Here is a 16,031-nt window from a genome sequence, read left to right on the forward strand (position 1 = left end):
AGTCACCTTGTGTTCGGGTCGACGAGTTCGTCGGCGTAGCGGCTTCGCAGGTCTGCGGGATGGCCGTAGAACGGGTGGGCGGTCGCGGCGGGGCCGCCGCCGCGGAGTTGGAGTACGAGGCGGGCCAGCGGCATGCCGTGATGCAGGCGCAGGGTGGCCGGGCTGTGGTTGACGAGCTCCAGGGTCAGATGGCCGGCCCAGCCCGGCAGGACGAACGGGCTGGTGACGTGGATGGCCAGGCCGACTCGGGCCAGATGGCTCAGACCGCCGATCATCCCCATGACGTCCGGGCCCAGGGAGACCGGCTCGGAGGCCGGCGCCAGAATCATTTGCCCCGGCGCCAGGTCGTACGTCGTCCAGTCGGTGATCTGCGGGCCGTACAGGGTGTCGATACTGGCCTGGTCGGCCAGGTCGACGACGGCGTCCGGCGCGACGATGGGTTGGATTGGACCACCGAGCCTCAAGAGCAGGCTGTCCCCGCGCAGTTCCCCGTCCCACGTCACGGCGCCGTTGTTGATGTGGTCCTTGATGGACGCGGCTGAGAGCATGACTCATCCCCGGAATTTAGGCAGTGTGGTGGCCCCCGCCAGATCCGAAGGCAACTGAGGAAATGTTCCCGTGGATAGCTCGCCATGTCTCCATGTCCACCCGAGCATTTCAAGGTTTTCCTGGCGTGAAATGCGGTGAAGTCCACTACTCCTGGCCGCTCGGACAGTGCAAGCTGGTGGGGTAGTGCCCAGGGGAGGGGAGGAACATGCCGCCGTTACCGTCCGGCCCGCTCAAAGTGCCTGGTCCCGAAGGGTTCCGGGGCGATCTGCTCGCTTGTTCCTCGGATTTGCTGGACCTGACGTGGGACCAGATGCGTACGCTCGTCGTCGTCCACGAGGAGGGCACCGCCCTCGCGGCGGCTCGGCTGCTGGGCCGGGAGCAGTCGAGCGTGCAAAAGCAGCTCGACATCCTCAACCGGAACTTCCAGGCGCTGACCGGTGAGTTGGTGGTGGTCAAGCAGGGCCGCGGCCGGGATCTGCTGTTCACCCCGACCGGGCTGGAACTTGTCGACCGAATCCGATCGACGTTTTCGGACTGGCTTCAGGGCATCGCCAACTCTCGGCGCCGGCTCGGCTCCACCCTGACCGTTGGCACCACCGAGTTCACTCTGCCGTTCCTGGCCCGGGTGTGGGAGCGGGTGGAGCGAGAACTGATGGCGCGGGAGGTGGAACTCAAGGTCGTTCACGTCCGCACTCGCGACTTCCGCCAGCGCCTGGACTCCAACCAGGTGGACTTGTTGTGCGGGGGCCTGGCCGCGCCGGTCGGGGACGGCCCGCTCGCCCCCGAGTACGACTTCCTGGAGTGGCACCGCGAAGGCCTCGCTCTCCTGACGAACCTGTCCGTCCGCGAGCTGCCCGCCCGGCAGGTCGGCGTCGAGCGGCTGCGGAACCTGCCGCTGGTCATTCCTTCCCGCGGGGTGATCGCCGACTTTGTCGAGCGCTGGTACGGAACGGACTTCCGCACCCACCTCCAGGTCGTCGCGGAGATCGACGACATCTACTACGGGCTGGCCCTGCTGCGCTCCGAGATGACCCGCGGCTGTATGCTCTGCGCCCGCTCCATAGGCGAGGCCGCCGTCGCGGGCCGGCTGCCCGGCGGCGAGGGGTTCCGCCTGGTCGAGTTCGCCGACGACTTCGACCCCATGCTCCAACTAGTCTCGGGCGTCTTCGCCCGCAAGGGCGAGCGGGACACCTACGACGCCTCACACCCCTTGAACGTGCTGTGGGAGGCCTTCCGCGAGGAAGCAGCCTCCGACCGGCCGATCCCGCTGTGACCATCCCGTCCGCCGAAGGGCACTTCTGATGATGCTGGCCTCGATCAACCTCAACAAGCGGTTCGGCGCGGACGGCGCCCGGGCACGGTTCGCCGCCTGGCTCCGCAGGCACGACGTCGCGGTCATCGTCGTGCAGGAGCCGTACAAGCCCGCCGACCGGCGCCCGCCGCTCCTGCCCGGGTACGTCTTCGCGGGCGGGGACGGCCACCTCGCCACCTGGGTCCGCGAGGACATCGCCACCCCGACCGTATCCGCGCCGACCAGTTGGGCGCAGCGGGTGGAGCTGGGCTGGCTCACCATCCTGCAGGTTCACCTCGATGCCTACACCAGTGCGGCACGCACCACCCAACTCGGCGAGCTTGGGGCGCTGGCCGCCGCCGAGGGCGGGCGTCCGCTGCTGGTCTGCGGGGACTTCAACCTCGCGCCGCGGCCGCAGGACGGCTTGTACGGCGGGGAGATCAGCGGCTTTACCGCGGACACCGAGCGCAAGGCGCTGCAACACCTGCTCCAGGCCGCGTGGCTCGTCGACACCACCGGCACGGACGAGGAGGCGGACTTCACGTTCGAGCGGCTCTTCACCGGCAAGCTCAGCCGATTCCGGTGTGACCTCGCCCTGCTGAGCGACCACCTTGCCGCCGGGGTTCCGGTCGCGGTCCGACATGAAGTCCGAACGGGGCCGGAGGCATTCACCGACCACTCCGCAATCCTGCTCGACCTGCCGATCACCCCTGAGGTCGCGGAGCCGGACGACGTCCTGTTCGCGATCAGCGACCTGACGGGCAAGCAGCCGGCGGCCGCGGGCGCACGCTCGTACCAGCCGCACAAGACCGCGATGAGCCGCCAGGCGGCCTCGCCGGCGGCCCGTGCGGTCACCGGGCACCTGACGGGCCCGCTCGGCATTCGTACGGTCCTCGATCACGGGTGCGGCCGCGGTGCCGATGTCGCCCACTACCGGGCCGCCGGGCTGGATGCCGACGGGTACGACCCGCACGAGGGGTTCGGCTGGCCCCGCCCCGAGCGGGAGGGATACGACCTCGTGACCCAAATGTTCGTCCTCAACGTGCTGCCCGACCCGGGAGCGCGGATCCGCGCGCTGCAGGACGCGGCCGAGTTCGTCCGCCCTGGCGGGCGCGTCGTGATCGTCACCCGCTCCCCCGAGGAGATCACGAAGGCCGCTGCCGGCGGCAGCTGGACGGCCCATCATGACGGCTACTGGTCGAGCGAGGGGAAGGGGACCTTTCAGCGCGGCATCAGCGCGGCCGAGACCACGGCGCTCGCCCGGCACGCCGGCCTCGCCCCCGCGGTGGGGGAGGCCGGGCTGCCCCTGCCCGGAGTGAGTCACATCGTGCTGGTCAAGCCCGAGCCGTAGAGGTGTGGCGGCACCGCAGGTCAGCGGTTGCCGGTCCAGACGATGCGCTCCGAGAAACCGCCCCGCTGTTCGGCCTTGGACGCCCGGATCTTCTCCAGCTGGGCCGGGTCGACGCCGAGGTCCGCCGCGAGGGCGAAGGCGACTTCGAGGACGTCCGCGAGCTCCTCGGGGGCGTCGGTCTCGTCCGCCTCCATGTACTCCGCCACCTCCTCGGCCAGCTTCGCGCGGAGCCGCTGCCGGTACTCCGTCGGATCGGCCACGTAGACCTCCGGCTCGGCTCCGTCCGCGCGGATGATCTGAGGGATCCGGTCCCGTACCAGCTTTCCCGTGGTGAGCACGTACTCTCCTGCACCAGTTCGTCCTTGGCCGGTCACGCGACCGGCCCCGTGTTGTTCGAGCGTAGAGTTGGGGCCTCATCGGGCGCCATCAGAAACAGGAATCCCACCCGAAGTGGTCAGTCCAACCGATCCGCGTGAGTGTTCGTGAGGAGCGTCCTTCTCCGGACTGATTCAATGGCAGGTTCGGCCCCCGTCGTGACGAGCAGGTCGAAGTGCTCGATCCGTTCTGGGGCCCTCTGCCGCAGGAAGCTCCGGTAGCCGGCCCTGTCGCGTGCCGCCCGCACGAGAGCCCATCCACACTGGCGTTCCAGGTACCAGGCCACCTCTTGGTCTGGGACGGCACAGCGGATCCACAGCGGTGGGGGTGTTCTGCCGAGCGGCACAGTCACCGATCCACAGCGTGGCCAGCCGGCCGAGTCGGTTGAGATCGGGATCGGTGAAGGCCAGTCTCACCAACCAGCTCTGCTCCGCACGTTCGCCCTCGGTCCACCCTGAGGCGTCGGCTCCTTCTACCAGGGCGAGTGCTCCGACGAGCTGGTTCTCTTCCCACATGCCGACGAGTTGGATGTCAGGCTGGAGGTCGGCAGCCAGGCGGAGCAGGGACGAGCCGTCGGTCGTCGTGGTTCGGGCCCGCTTCTCGTGGTCGTTGCAGCGGTGGACGACGTCTGCGAGCGGGTCCCAGTCTGAGGTGGTCAGGGGCAGCACGGAGTACGCGGTCTCTGTCTACGAGGTCGGGTGCTTCACTGCGACGCCGGCGTACGCAGCCGAGACGTAGTCGGGCACGGCCGAGAACTGGTGGCGCGTCTGGTGCCGGGCGGTGGGGACCATGCGAACCGGGCCGCCGTAGAGGTCGCCCCAGTCGCCGAAGAGGTTGCTGATCGACTGCCGGTCCCGGGGCCGGAACCCGATGCCCTCCTCGTCGTACACGTCCTGGACCCGCCCGACCCAGGTCGGGCTGAAGTCGGGCGTCGCGTGGGTGATCGACAGGGCGCTGCCTGGAGGCAGCCAGGCCCGGAGGTAGGCCACAGCGTCCTGCACTCGGGCGTCGTCGGGGATCCACGGGAGAACGTCGTGAAGGAGGACGGCAACGGGCCGCTCCCGCGTCAGGTGTCCGTCGGCTTCCAGCCGGGCCAGCAGACGGGCCGTGTCCGTGACATCGGCGATTACCGCGACGGGGCGAGAAGCCGTCGGGGCCGAGTCAAGGAGACTGCGCTGGCAGGCGACTACGTCGTGGTTGATGTCCGCGTAGACCACCGCGGCGGAGCGCCCGTGCTGCTGCGCGACGTCGTGGGTGTTCTGCCCAAACCGGAGGTCACCACCGCCTGCGGGTCGGGGCAGGGCGTAGCCGCAGCCGAGATCCAGGAACTGGGAGATTCCGCGCGAGGCCAGGGCTTCTGTGATCAGCAGGTGATGGCTGCGGTTGATCTTGGCGGCTGCGGGCTCTCGCGGGAAGGCGTTGAGGATCTTGCGGGCGAGATCCTGGTCGACGGAACCGGCGCCCTCCATGCCGAACCACATTCGGTAGATGCGTGCTGCGCTGGGCCGCTGGTGGGCGTCCGGGCCCGGGGCGGGAATGCCCAGTGCGAGGCCTTCCTGGACCAGGTTCACGGCCGTGCTCCTCTCGGGTTGGGTGTGCGTTGTCCTGGAAGCTCCGGATGTTCGAGCGGGCTGCGGCCGTGATCTGGGGAGGTCGGTAGACAGGAGGTGGGGGCCGCGGCCGGACGGCGGGAGGTCCTTCCGAGGGTGACGTAGGACCCCGGGCCGTAAGCCGACGAGATGTTGCAGGTGGGGTGGGTTGTCCGGCCGTGACGCTCGCACCGCCGTAGGGCCGCCGCAGAACGAACTCGTCGACCAGGAAGGTGACCCGGGGGCCGGTGCGGGCCAGGCCGCGCAAGCCAAGTTGGATCGGCGCGGGCTCGGTGTCGATGCAGATCCGCCGGCCTGCCGGGCCGGCGGCGAGGAAGATTCTGATGGCGACGCCGTCGTAGCGGACCCGGCGCCATCCCTGCCGGTCGGGCGGGTGGACGTTCAGCTTGACGGACATGCCTCCACAATGGTTTCGCGGCTACCGCCGCCGGGCGTCGTCGTCCCGCAGGGCGGTCACGTGATGGGTGGGCGCGAGTAGGGAGCGGTTATCGCATTGCCTCAGGGGCGGGGCAGGACCACACCTCGGTGTCGAGGGAGTGGACGCCTTGCCGGCCTGGGATGATGCCGCGCGGTACGGCGCCGGTGGTGAGCTGGCGGCCGCAGGACACGCAGGCCCGGCCGAGGTACTGGTCGTGGGTCAGCGACGACACCGACGCCGGGAGCGGCGCACGGTCGCACCGCCCCGTCATGCCGGTTCCCCGGCGGCTGTGGCACAGCCCGGGCTGCACGTGACGACCGGCGACCTCCGGGCGAAGCCTCGGACGGTCACTTCCCCGGCCGGGGCCAGGTCGGTGTTGACGGCTCCGCAGTCCCGGCAGGCGTGGCCGGGGAGACGGGCGATGCGGACATCGCCGGCGGATACGACAGGGTGGATACTCACGGGCCGTCCCATCTGCTCGTTTGGTGCGGGCACAGAGAGAGGATGACCGGCGGGAAGGGATGCAAGTACCACTGTTTGTGGTACCGGCGGGGGTTGACTCAGACGGCGCCGATCCACTCGGCGAACGAGGACAGGGATTCGGTGTCGGCGCGTTTGATCCGGCGGAGCTTCTCGACGTCCTCGCGGGCCCACGGGTGCTCGCGAACGTGCTGCGGCGCCAGCCGCCTGGCCACCTTCAGCGACTCGAACGCGGCGTCTGGCCAGCCGGCCCACAGCTGCGCGCGGCCCACCTCCACGTAGAACCCGGACCGCCGCTCGGCCGGAACCTCGTTGCCCGGCTTCCAGACGCGGGCGACATCCAGGGCCCGGCCGATGTGGTCCTGGCCGAGACTCACCGCGACGGCCACCTCGTGGATCCGGACACTCGACGGGCCGAACGCGGTCCCCAGGTAGATGCCCTCGGCGAGGCCGCTCGCGAGCACCCGGGCCCGCTCCAGATGCGCGTACGCCGCCTCGGCGGCACCGGCCCGGGCGGCCATGACCGCGGTCCGCATGAACAAAGCGCCGCGCGCCGCGGCCGCGGCGGACGTCACCGGCGCCGCGGACGCCTCCAACGCCTGCTCCAGCGCCGCCTGCCCGACCCGGTAGGCGTGCGCCGCAAGATACGTCTCCGCGCTCGTGTACGCCACCGACGCCCGGAGCACCGCGTCATCGGCCTCCACCGCGGCCCACCGCATGACGCCGATCAGGCGCGCCGACAGATCATGCGCCCCGTACTTGTAGGCAACCGCGTCCGCGCAGCGGGCCGCAGCCACCACGAGCCGGGCAGCGTCCTCGCGCTGCTCACATGCCGAGTAGTGCAGCAAACCGAGCGTGTCGCGGAGCAGGGCGGGCGCGGTCCCCGCGATGAGCCCGTACTGGGCGGCCAGCCGCTGCGCCACCGCGGTCCCGACCTCGCGCCGCAGTTCTTCCCGGCGCCGGGCCGGCGGGGCGAGGCGGATGTCATAGCCCGCGATGACAGCGGAGATCGACGGCAGCATGGCATGCACTCGGTGCGCGGTGCCCGCGAAGCCTGGGTCGAGGCGGGCCGGGTCCACGCCGAGGGCGGCCGCGATCGACTCCAACGCGGACGCGCTCGGCGCGCGGGTGCCCTGCTCGATGTGCCGGATCATGCCGAGGGACAGGTGTGCGGCGGCAGCGAGATCCCGCTGCGTCATGCGGCGGGACTGGCGCCGTGCCGCGATGCGGTGCCCCGGGTGGTCGGCCATACGACAACCGTACCGCCCGGGCAAGTGACCCTCTGACGCTACGCGTTGACGATACCGACGAGGTCGTGCAGCGAGTCGATCGACCAATCGGCGGCCGCGCGTACCGCCGGATCATCCGCCCACCAGTGCCCCCACGGGCCGCGGCGAAGGTGCGCCGTGCGCAGCCCCGCGGCGCGCGCCGGATGGATGTCGTTGGCCGGGTGGTCGCCGACGTACAGCGTCTCGTTCGCCGGCGCACCGGACACCTCCAACACCCGCTCGAAGAACGCAGCCGCCGGCTTCGACACACCCCAATCGCCCGACACCGCCACCACATCCGCAGGTAGATCGAGCGACCGCAACAGCCGGCCGGCCTTCGGCGACTGATTACCCGCGACGACGACCCGCACCCCGGCAGCCCGCACCGCGGCCAGCGCCGGGCGAACATCCTCGTACAGGTCGCTCTCGTCGAGCTGCTCCCCGCGGCCGGCGGCCTCCCGGGCCACGTACTCGGCTGCTACATCAAGGCCCGGGCGGAGTAGCCGGAGTGCGTCCGCGTTGTCCCGGCCGTCGACGACGACGGCGCCGACAAGGGCGGACAGGGTGTGCCGTGGGCTGCCGAGCCAGTCGGCCCAGGCCGCCCAGTAGCGATCGTCTCGGGTCAAGGTCTCGCCGATGTCCAGCACGACAGTCCGAATCATGCCCGCCACCCTACGGTGCCCCCTACTTGACAACAGGGGTCCCTCCCGCCCGAAGGTGAGAGGGGGCGATGCCTGCGGTACGGGTGTCGAAGACCGCTTCCCTGACGTGGTCGCGGCCGCGCCGGGACAGCTGCCGCACGGCCTGGTACTCGACGGCGGAGGGTGCGTCGACACCGGCGGAGACACCAGGAAAGCGGCACCGACGCAGCGGGCACCGACGGGCCCCACCGCCGCCGGACCTGCAGGTCACGGTCTACGAGCATCGCGACGGGGACTGTAAAACGTTCGGTGTAACTCCCGATCATGGAAGATGCATCGATGACCAGCAACAACGTGACCGAGACCGTCGAGCCGTCTGAGGCGGTGCCGTCGAAGTCCGTGGACGACCGGCTGATCGACGAGCTCGTGGGTCGGGCTCAGGCCGAGGGCCTGCAGCTGACCGGTGAGGGCGGGCTGCTCCAGCAGCTGACGAAGCGACTGCTGGAGTCCGCTCTCGAGGGCGAGATCACCGACCACCTCGGCTATGACAAGCACGATCCCGCTGGGAAGAACGGCGGCAACTCACGCAACGGCACCCGGGCCAAGACCGTGCTGACCGAGGTCGGCCCGGTTCAGATAGCCGTGCCCCGCGACCGCGAGGGTTCCTTCGAGCCGAAGATCGTCAAGAAGCGGCAGAAGCGTCTTTCCGGCGTGGACGAGATGGTCATCTCGCTTGCCGCGAAGGGTCTAACGACCGGTGAGGTCCAGGCTCACCTGGCCGAGGTCTACGGCGCCGAGGTGTCGCGCCAGACGATCTCCACGATCACTGACAAGGTCCTCGAGGGCATGGCCGAGTGGCAGAACCGGCCCCTGGACGCCGTCTATCCGGTGATCTTCATCGACGCGATCCACGTGAAGGTCCGCGACGGTGCGGTGGCCAACCGGCCCATCTATGTGGCTCTGGCCGTCACGGCCGAGGGCCGGCGGGAAATCCTCGGGCTGTGGGCCGGCGACGGCGGTGAGGGCGCCAAGCACTGGATGCACATCCTCACCGAGGTCAAGAACCGAGGCGTGAACGACGTCCTCATGCTCGTCTGCGACGGGCTAAAGGGCCTGCCCGACGCGGTCGAGACCGTCTGGCCCCGCACGGTCGTGCAGACCTGCGTGGTCCACCTGCTGCGGAACTCCTTCCGCTATGCCGCCCGCCAGGACTGGGACAAGATCGCCAAGCTTCTCAAGCCCGTCTACACCGCGGCGACCGAGGAAGCCGCACTCGACCGGTTCGCCGAGTTCGCCGACACCTGGGGCAAGAAGTATCCGGCGATCGTGCGGCTCTGGGAGAACGCGTGGGAAGAGTTCACCCCGTTCCTCTGCTTCGACACCGAGATCCGCCGCATCGTCTGCACGACCAACGCCATCGAGTCCGTGAACGCCCGGATCCGCCGGGCGGTCAAGGCCCGCGGTCACTTCCCCAACGAGCAGGCCGCCCTGAAGTGCGTCTACATGGCAATCATGTCCCTGGACCCCACCGGCAAGGGCCAGGCCCGCTGGACCATGCGCTGGAAGACCGCACTGAACGCCTTCGACATCACCTTCGACGGCCGGCTCTCCGCAGCACGTCAGTAACCCTCAACAACCCGAGTTACACCGCTCGTTTGACAGACCCTGGCGATGCGGGGTACGGATCACACCTCGACCGTGATGGCGACGGCATCGCCTGCGAGTAACCCGGGGACGGCGACGGATGGCCGAGCACCTCCTCGAGGACAACCTCGCCGGGCTGGATGTGCACAGCAACACGGGCCCGGTCGGCGACTCACGCCTGCCGGGTGCTGCGCCCTGGTTCAGCCGGTGTGGTGGCGGGAGTGGGAGGCGAGCAGGAGTCGGCAACGTGGTGGGGGCAGTTGCGGGTGTGCCAGGTCACCGTCAGGTGGTCTCCCGCGGCGCTCAGGGTTCGTACGCCGCCGCTCCCCTCGCCGGCTCTGTAGACGTGGCACGGCAGGGTGCGGATCAGGGATTCCAGCATGGCCGTGCCCTTTCCCGAGGTGATGGCGCCACCGTATCCCCGGGGCATGCCCGTGACCTCGCTATCCGTGCCTCCGAGTACTCCGCCAGACACCCTCCCGGCACCGAGGTGTCTGGGCGTACTCCCTGACGACTCTCTCGGGGGTCTGTCGGGTTGTCGCACATATCGGCTCTAAGGGATGAAGATGCTGCGCAGAAACCGTTGGCCAACTCTTGTTTGCTGCTACCAATTACCTTGCGTTCGGAACCGAGATGGCAATCCATGTCGCGTTCGGGCGTGAATCCCATTTCTCAGCCCGAACGGATTTCGCCCTCATGGCAATCGCCCTTCGCAAGACGCTCGCTCTCACGACGCTGGCACTGACCGCTTCCCTCCTGCCGGCCGCCGGGACGCAGGCCGCCGCCGCCGTCCCGGCTCTGCGTGCGCCCGGGCTCTACTGCCTGGCGAATGCCTGGAACACCCCGAACGTCTCCACGAAGCCGTGCGACCCGAAGGACCAAGGCCAGCACTGGACCCTTGCGGGCCACCAGATCTTCCTGACCAACGCCCCGGCCTACTGCCTCGCCAACACCTGGAACGCCGCGGACGTCTCGGTGAAGCCGTGCAACCCGAAAGACCAGGGACAGTACTGGAATGTTGCGGGTCAGCAGATCGCCCTCTCCTACGCGCCGGCCTATTGCTTCGCCAATGCCTGGAGCACCCCGAACGTCTCGACCAAGCCGTGCGACGTGAAGGACCAGGGCCAGCGCTGGGTGATCTTCAAGGACCAGATCAGCCTCGCAGCCGCCTGACCCGCACCGCGCGGCCGGGCTTCGCCACAGTCGCAGGCCTTGACTCTCTCGAATGCCTCCGTCAGGTGCTCCTTCTTGCTGAGGACGGCGGCGGCCCGGACGTCTTCGCTCACTACTAGGCGATCAGCTCCTCGGGCTTCCGCGAGCTCCTGGAGGGCCAGGTCGTCACGTTCGACGTGACCCAGGGCCAGAAGGGCTCCCAGGCCGAGAACATCAACCCGGCCTGACCCACCCCATCCTGTCTCGGACCGTACGGGCGCCCACAGTTTCGGCTGGGGAGCTCATCCCCGCGGTGCGGCAGGGTCCGAGGTGTACCGGATCAGGGCCGCGCGGCGGACGCTGCGCGGCCCTGATCCGCGTCGAGGCTGGCTCGCCGCGGCCTTCGCCGGGGCAGCGTGCGCGCCGGCACTCTGCGGCGGGACAACTGCGAGGCCGCCGGCCGCGATGAGCGGCGCGCGTACGGACTCCCTCGGTCGTGTTCCGGCTGGAGCTCATCGAACGCGGGCGTCAGTGGATGTGTCCCTCGAATGTCCGGAGCATGCCGGGGAATGAGGAGGGTCGATACGATCCGAGGGCCTGGGGCCTGGGGCCTGGGTGTCGAGGGGGAGGGGGCGGAGCTGTGGGCAGTGTGTGGATGTACGCGCAGGACAGCGGATATATGTCGCGGCAGTCTTTGGTGGGTTTCACCGTGGAGGCCGCTGATGGCGTCATCGGGCACGTGGACCGTCAGCAGGATCAGCCCGGCAGGCAACATCTGGTGGTCGATACCGGCGTGTGGGTGTTCGGCCGGAGCGTGCTGATCCCGGCGGGTGCCGTCACCGTCATCGACACCGAAACGCAGACGGTGAAGGTCGCACCGAGCCGCGAGCAGATCAAAGCCGCTCCGCGGTTCGCCACTGACAGCGATACAGCCGACCACCGCTATCTGTCTGCGGTCGGCAACTACTACCTCTCCCTGTGACACGAGCGCAGTCGGCTTCCAGCAGGCCTGTGCATGGGCGGCAGGGGGGCGAATTTCTGGCTCTCACGTGATCTGAGATCGGATCACTCGCGTGGTGTCCGTTCCGACCCCGGGCACCACACCCCGGTGGTGCTCCCGCGTATCGGCGCGTACCCCGGGCTGACGGAGCGGCGCACCATGGTTGGGCCCGCCGGTCCGGCAGGCCACCCCAGGTGGGGCAGGCCGGACTTGTCAGGTGGTGTGGGGTGGGCGGGCTGCTGGTTCGCCTTCGCGTCGGTTGGGGCAGGTCCTCTCGTGCACGGTGACTCCGCCTTCGGGGCCACCTATCGCAAGGGCCCGGGCTCCACACCGTCTGCAGGCGGGTGGCCGATCGTCCTTTTCACCGGCGGGTCGATCGGCGCGCGTGTTCACGCGGTGGGCCTTCTCCTGGGGCAGGCCCATACCTCGATGTCGGTGTTGTGGACTCCTTGCCGGCTAGGGATCTTTCCGCGGGAGACGGCGCCGGCGGTGAGTTTCCTGCCGCAGGCGAAGCAGGCCCGGCCCACACCGACCGCCCAGGGCAGGCCCTGGGCCGGGGGCAGGGGGGTGTCCGCGCATTGCAGCGTCGTCGTGGTCACGGGGTCACCCTCCCACGGGTGTCAGGGTTGTCGGTCGCGGCAGTCCGTCACAGAGGTCGCAGGGGCGGGCTGAGTTGGGCATGCCCCGACAGGCGAGGAGTTCGGATACGCCGGCCCCTCGTGCCACGGGCAACACCCGCCCTCGGGCGGCCGCTGTCCCTGGGTGGCCTGGGGTTCTTCGGATGTCGGCGTCACTGCGGAATCGTTCCCGCCCGGCCGCGAGATGACGCGCACGCCCGGCGCGGTATTCCGGGCGGCCACTCGTGCCGGCGCCGTCGTGGGTCCGCCTGACCTCCACCAGTTCGCCATGCTGCCCACCTGGCGCGTGATCCGAATGGACGACTGGATGTTCGTCGGCGCTCTTGACGCAGGCTGTGGAGGGCATGAGTCCGCGACGCAGAAGGAAGTCGCACAAGGAAGGAGCAGAGCCTGACAGCAGGGCTCCACTGACAGCGGCCACCCGGAATACCCCGAGTACGGCCGGCGCAGAGGCGAGGCTCGATAGCCATGTGGTGGGGCCGAGTCGGCACCGCCATCGATGTGATCATGGTGTCCGACGCGGTAGTGATTCGTTTCTTCTCATGCGGCGGTCGTGGGGACCGCCAATCATGGAAAGAGCACTCGCCGATGACGCAGCCCATTCGTATCGTGTTCCGCTCCACACGCCGTGACGCGCCCGCTGTCGGCGAGGGTCTGCGGGTGGCGCTGTACCAGGGCCAGGGGCCGGTCGGCAGCCGAGAGGCAGTCCAGCAGAACCTGGACCGGCTGGCCGAGGTCACCGCACTGGCCGCGGCCTACGACTGCCAGGTGGTGGTGTTTCCGGAGAAGTACACCACCGGCTACGCCATCGACCCCGGCCAGTGCCGGGAACTGGCAGAACACCGCGAGGGCCCCTCGATCGACCGGGTCCGCCTGGCCGCCAAGGAGAACGGCCTGGCCGTGGTCCTGCCCTACCCCGAACGCGACGGAAGCGACTTCTACGACTCCATCAGCGTGATCTCCGCCGATGGACAGGTGGCTGCCAACTACCGCAAGACCCACTTGTACGGGGCTGCCGAACGACGCAACTACTCCTTCGGCCAGGAACTGCCGCCCCTCGTCACGATCAACGGCATCACGGTAGGCGTACTGAACTGCTACGAGTGCGAGTTCCCGCCGCTCTACCAGTACCTCGCCGAGCACGGCGCGCAGATCGTGCTGGGCCCCACCGCCGCCGACGGCCACTTCCGACTGGCCGACGGCACCATGAGCCGGGTTCCCTACCAGGACGCCACCCGCCACATCCTCCCCGCCATGGCCAGCATCTGGCGTCTGTTCGTCGCCTACGCCAACCGCCGCGGCTGGGAACAAGTCCCCGCCGGCGCCTGGCAGTACCAGGGAAACTCCGGCATCTGGGGACCCGACGGCGAACCCCTGGTAGCCGCCACCGCCGAAGACCGCCACCACGACTGCCTCCTGATCGCCGACTGCCTGCCCGCGACCATCCCGCCCTTCAGCCCCGAAGGACACCACACCACCGACAACCGCCTCGCCCTCAACCCGCTCCTGCGCCCCGCCCACTGAGAAGGCAAGCCGACCCCCTGGTGATACACACAGCGTAACCATCCATGGCCAAACATCTCCCCGCCGACTGACCGCCAGTGGGGAGAACCAAGTGGTCACCATCCCTCCACAGCGGCGGCGCTGGGCACCAGGCCCCACGCGATATCGCCCAGAACCTGGCGATGCACTTCGCCGCCCCGCTGGTTCAACAGTCAGTCGACCACGGTCACGCCCCGACGATGCCGAGGTCGGCCAAGCGCTCGCGCTGCTCGCCGCTCGGCCGCTCCCTGTCCCGGCACTGTGTAGCCGGCCTCTGGCCGACGCCCTCACTGGTGCACGGTCACCCCGGGCACCACGTCGTCCAGCGCCGCCCCGGTCGCAGCACAGGGCCTGTCGCCTTCAGAGTCGCTCACCGGTCGAGCCGCGCACACCCGCGTGTATCGGGCCGGCCAACCGCCGAGTCGGCGAGGTGGGCACCAAAGCAGGTGGACGAATTCGCTCCGATCTGCGGTTTCCGCATGTCCGTACGAAGAACCGTGCAGGACGACCGTTACGGAACTTGTTGCTCCGGTTGAGTGACGGGTGGACGAGCGCGCCCGGAACGCACTACCGGGCGCGATGATCGACTGGGCCGTGCGCGCTCTGGGTGGTGTAGCGGTCAGTGAATGTCAGGGTCACGCTCACGCGGGCTGCGTGTAGTGCCCAAGCGTGTGTGACGGGAATGTCCGGGGTCGGTAACCGGCCTCGTCAGGGGCTGTGGCCGGCCACGTGTCGGGTCGAGAGTTTGAGTCCTCGACCCACCACGGGCCGGGCACCCGCATCCGGTACGTGGTTCGTATCGGCGGGTGAAACACAGTCCTTGAGGGGCCAACAGATGTCTGTTTCCTCGACCACCCGCCGCATCGGCGCCACTGTCCTGGCCGCCGGCGCGATCGTGTCCGCCGCCGCGCTCCCCGCCATCGCGGCGGACCGGGGTCACGACCGGCACCCGCGGGTGGAGATCTCCCGTGTCCAGGCCGACAGCCCCGGACGTGACGACCACTCCAACCGCTCCCTGAACAACGAGTGGGTGGAGATCCGCAACACCACCCGCCAGCCCGTGAACCTCCGCGGCTGGACTCTGCGTGACGCGGACGGGAACCGCTACCGCTTCCACGACATCCGCATCGCCGGTCGCGGCACGATCCGCGTCCACACCGGGACCGGCCGCGACTCCCGCACCGACGTCTTCCAGGGCAAGCGCGAGTACATCTGGGGCAACCGCGGTGACACCGCCACCCTGCGCGACGATCGCGGCCGCACCGTCGACACCGAGTCCTGGGGCCGCCGCCCGTGAATGGGTGGCAGCCGAACCTGTGATGATCGTGCGCCGGGCAGCCCGCCAGCAGCCCGGCACACGATCATGTCCCGGGCCGGTCGACAAGCGTGGCAGGGCGCTCCACGCTCCCGGCACGACCCGATGCCGAGGGCCCCGGTTCCGTGACACGGCGGGCGACATTTCCTGGACGTCAGCGCTGATCGGTCGCCGGTCAACCTTCCGGTCTGGCCGCGCGTACGCCCCCAGTTGCCAGATCGTCGCACCGGGGTCGGGGACCGAGACCCTGTGGGGCGGCGTGGTGCGCCGCCGGAGTCCGAGCACGCTCGCCTCTGCAAGGACGGGCCTCCCCGTTGCGCGTTCGGCCAGGGTGCGCGGGACGGCATGTGGTGGCTGCGCCAGCGACCCCGCGCCCGGGAGCTGGTCAACTGCCGGTCTGCACGGGCTGAGACACCGAGTACATTTCGGACGGCCCGACAGCGTGTCCGCGTGGGTGAGGGCTTGATCAGTCGTTGCGGACGGCAGACAGGGCTGGACTTCGCAGCGGCGGCAAGAAGGCGCAGAATTCTTCGGCGGCGCAATTGGGTGACCTGGACAGAAGGAAGCCTTCGGCGAGGTCTCCGAGGCGGCTGAGGGGCAGGCAGAATCCGCGCGCCGTCGGCTGGCTGTTCGGAACGCAGGGGGTCAGGGGTGCGGCTGCTGTGGCCGTGATCAGGCCGGAGAGCGCGACCAGAGTGCCGGTCGCGAGGATGGCTCCGCGGATGGTGTTGCGCATGGTTCCTCCTGAGCGCGCCCC

16 protein-coding genes and 1 pseudogene are annotated in these 16,031 nt (G+C 69.4%); 9 read left to right on the plus strand and 8 right to left on the minus strand.

All coding sequences use genetic code 11. The features are described from left to right. Positions 1-2: 2 nt before the first annotated feature. Positions 3-548, minus strand: coding sequence for a hypothetical protein (locus tag OHA84_RS36805; RefSeq protein WP_266975979.1), 546 nt, complete (start codon positions 546-548; stop codon positions 3-5). A gap of 311 nt (positions 549-859) precedes the next feature. Here OHA84_RS36805 and OHA84_RS36810 point away from each other — a divergent pair, with 311 nt between their 5' ends. Together OHA84_RS36810 and OHA84_RS36815 are read left to right on the plus strand one after the other, a co-directional pair. After that, positions 860-1,822: a LysR family transcriptional regulator gene (locus OHA84_RS36810; RefSeq protein ID WP_266975977.1), complete on the plus strand. Its 963-nt coding sequence runs from the start codon at positions 860-862 to the stop codon at positions 1,820-1,822. Between the two features lie 28 nt (positions 1,823-1,850). Then, entirely contained in the window at positions 1,851-3,191 is a 1,341-nt protein-coding gene (locus OHA84_RS36815; protein ID WP_266975975.1) for an endonuclease/exonuclease/phosphatase family protein, read from the plus strand. 20 nt (positions 3,192-3,211) lie between these two features. Here OHA84_RS36815 and OHA84_RS36820 read toward each other — a convergent pair whose 3' ends face one another. From OHA84_RS36820 to OHA84_RS36835, 4 genes are all read right to left on the minus strand, one after another. Continuing rightward, entirely contained in the window at positions 3,212-3,529 is a 318-nt protein-coding gene (locus OHA84_RS36820) for a nucleoside triphosphate pyrophosphohydrolase (RefSeq protein WP_266975973.1), read from the minus strand. Between the two features lie 723 nt (positions 3,530-4,252). Continuing rightward, positions 4,253-5,137, minus strand: coding sequence for an SAM-dependent methyltransferase (locus tag OHA84_RS36825; protein WP_266975971.1), 885 nt, complete (start codon positions 5,135-5,137; stop codon positions 4,253-4,255). A 1,017-nt stretch (positions 5,138-6,154) separates the two neighbouring features. Further along, the gene (locus tag OHA84_RS36830; RefSeq protein WP_266975969.1) at positions 6,155-7,324 is read right to left on the minus strand and encodes a helix-turn-helix domain-containing protein; all 1,170 of its coding nucleotides are present in this window, start codon (positions 7,322-7,324) and stop codon (positions 6,155-6,157) included. 38 nt (positions 7,325-7,362) lie between these two features. Next, positions 7,363-8,004, minus strand: coding sequence for an HAD family hydrolase (locus OHA84_RS36835; RefSeq protein ID WP_266975967.1), 642 nt, complete (start codon positions 8,002-8,004; stop codon positions 7,363-7,365). Positions 8,005-8,322: 318 nt separating this feature from the next. Between OHA84_RS36835 and OHA84_RS36840 the strand changes: the two genes are divergently transcribed. Together OHA84_RS36840 and OHA84_RS36845 are read left to right on the plus strand one after the other, a co-directional pair. Next, positions 8,323-9,609 carry an IS256 family transposase gene (locus OHA84_RS36840; RefSeq protein ID WP_266975965.1) on the plus strand — a complete coding sequence of 429 codons (1,287 nt, stop codon included), beginning with the start codon at positions 8,323-8,325 and terminating at the stop codon, positions 9,607-9,609. A 29-nt stretch (positions 9,610-9,638) separates the two neighbouring features. After that, entirely contained in the window at positions 9,639-9,710 is a 72-nt protein-coding gene (locus tag OHA84_RS36845) for an excalibur calcium-binding domain-containing protein (RefSeq protein WP_353962540.1), read from the plus strand. A gap of 89 nt (positions 9,711-9,799) precedes the next feature. On the opposite strand, the gene OHA84_RS36850 is transcribed toward OHA84_RS36845, so the two are convergent. After that, positions 9,800-10,057 carry a hypothetical protein gene (locus tag OHA84_RS36850; RefSeq protein WP_266975963.1) on the minus strand — a complete coding sequence of 86 codons (258 nt, stop codon included), beginning with the start codon at positions 10,055-10,057 and terminating at the stop codon, positions 9,800-9,802. A 266-nt stretch (positions 10,058-10,323) separates the two neighbouring features. Between OHA84_RS36850 and OHA84_RS36855 the strand changes: the two genes are divergently transcribed. The 3 genes and pseudogenes from OHA84_RS36855 to OHA84_RS36865 all read left to right on the plus strand — a co-directional run bounded on the left by OHA84_RS36855 (position 10,324) and on the right by OHA84_RS36865 (position 11,761). Further along, positions 10,324-10,800, plus strand: a complete 477-nt coding sequence (locus tag OHA84_RS36855; RefSeq protein ID WP_266975961.1) for a ricin-type beta-trefoil lectin domain protein — start codon at positions 10,324-10,326, stop codon at positions 10,798-10,800. Between the two features lie 65 nt (positions 10,801-10,865). After that, a pseudogene (locus OHA84_RS36860) lies at positions 10,866-11,027 on the plus strand (cold-shock protein). Between the two features lie 407 nt (positions 11,028-11,434). Further along, the gene (locus tag OHA84_RS36865; RefSeq protein WP_266975959.1) at positions 11,435-11,761 is read left to right on the plus strand and encodes a PRC-barrel domain containing protein; all 327 of its coding nucleotides are present in this window, start codon (positions 11,435-11,437) and stop codon (positions 11,759-11,761) included. A gap of 407 nt (positions 11,762-12,168) precedes the next feature. On the opposite strand, the gene OHA84_RS36870 is transcribed toward OHA84_RS36865, so the two are convergent. After that, the gene (locus OHA84_RS36870; RefSeq protein ID WP_266975957.1) at positions 12,169-12,378 is read right to left on the minus strand and encodes a hypothetical protein; all 210 of its coding nucleotides are present in this window, start codon (positions 12,376-12,378) and stop codon (positions 12,169-12,171) included. Between the two features lie 627 nt (positions 12,379-13,005). Here OHA84_RS36870 and OHA84_RS36875 point away from each other — a divergent pair. Then, positions 13,006-13,941, plus strand: a complete 936-nt coding sequence (locus OHA84_RS36875; protein ID WP_266975956.1) for a nitrilase-related carbon-nitrogen hydrolase — start codon at positions 13,006-13,008, stop codon at positions 13,939-13,941. Positions 13,942-14,794: 853 nt separating this feature from the next. Beyond that, the gene (locus tag OHA84_RS36880) at positions 14,795-15,256 is read left to right on the plus strand and encodes a lamin tail domain-containing protein (protein WP_266975954.1); all 462 of its coding nucleotides are present in this window, start codon (positions 14,795-14,797) and stop codon (positions 15,254-15,256) included. Between the two features lie 484 nt (positions 15,257-15,740). Here the strand turns inward: OHA84_RS36880 and OHA84_RS36885 are convergent, their stop codons facing one another. Next, positions 15,741-16,010: a hypothetical protein gene (locus tag OHA84_RS36885; protein WP_266975952.1), complete on the minus strand. Its 270-nt coding sequence runs from the start codon at positions 16,008-16,010 to the stop codon at positions 15,741-15,743. Positions 16,011-16,031 lie beyond the last annotated feature (21 nt).

The sequence above is a fragment of the Streptomyces sp. NBC_00513 genome (assembly GCF_041431415.1).
GTDB lineage: Bacteria > Actinomycetota > Actinomycetes > Streptomycetales > Streptomycetaceae > Streptomyces.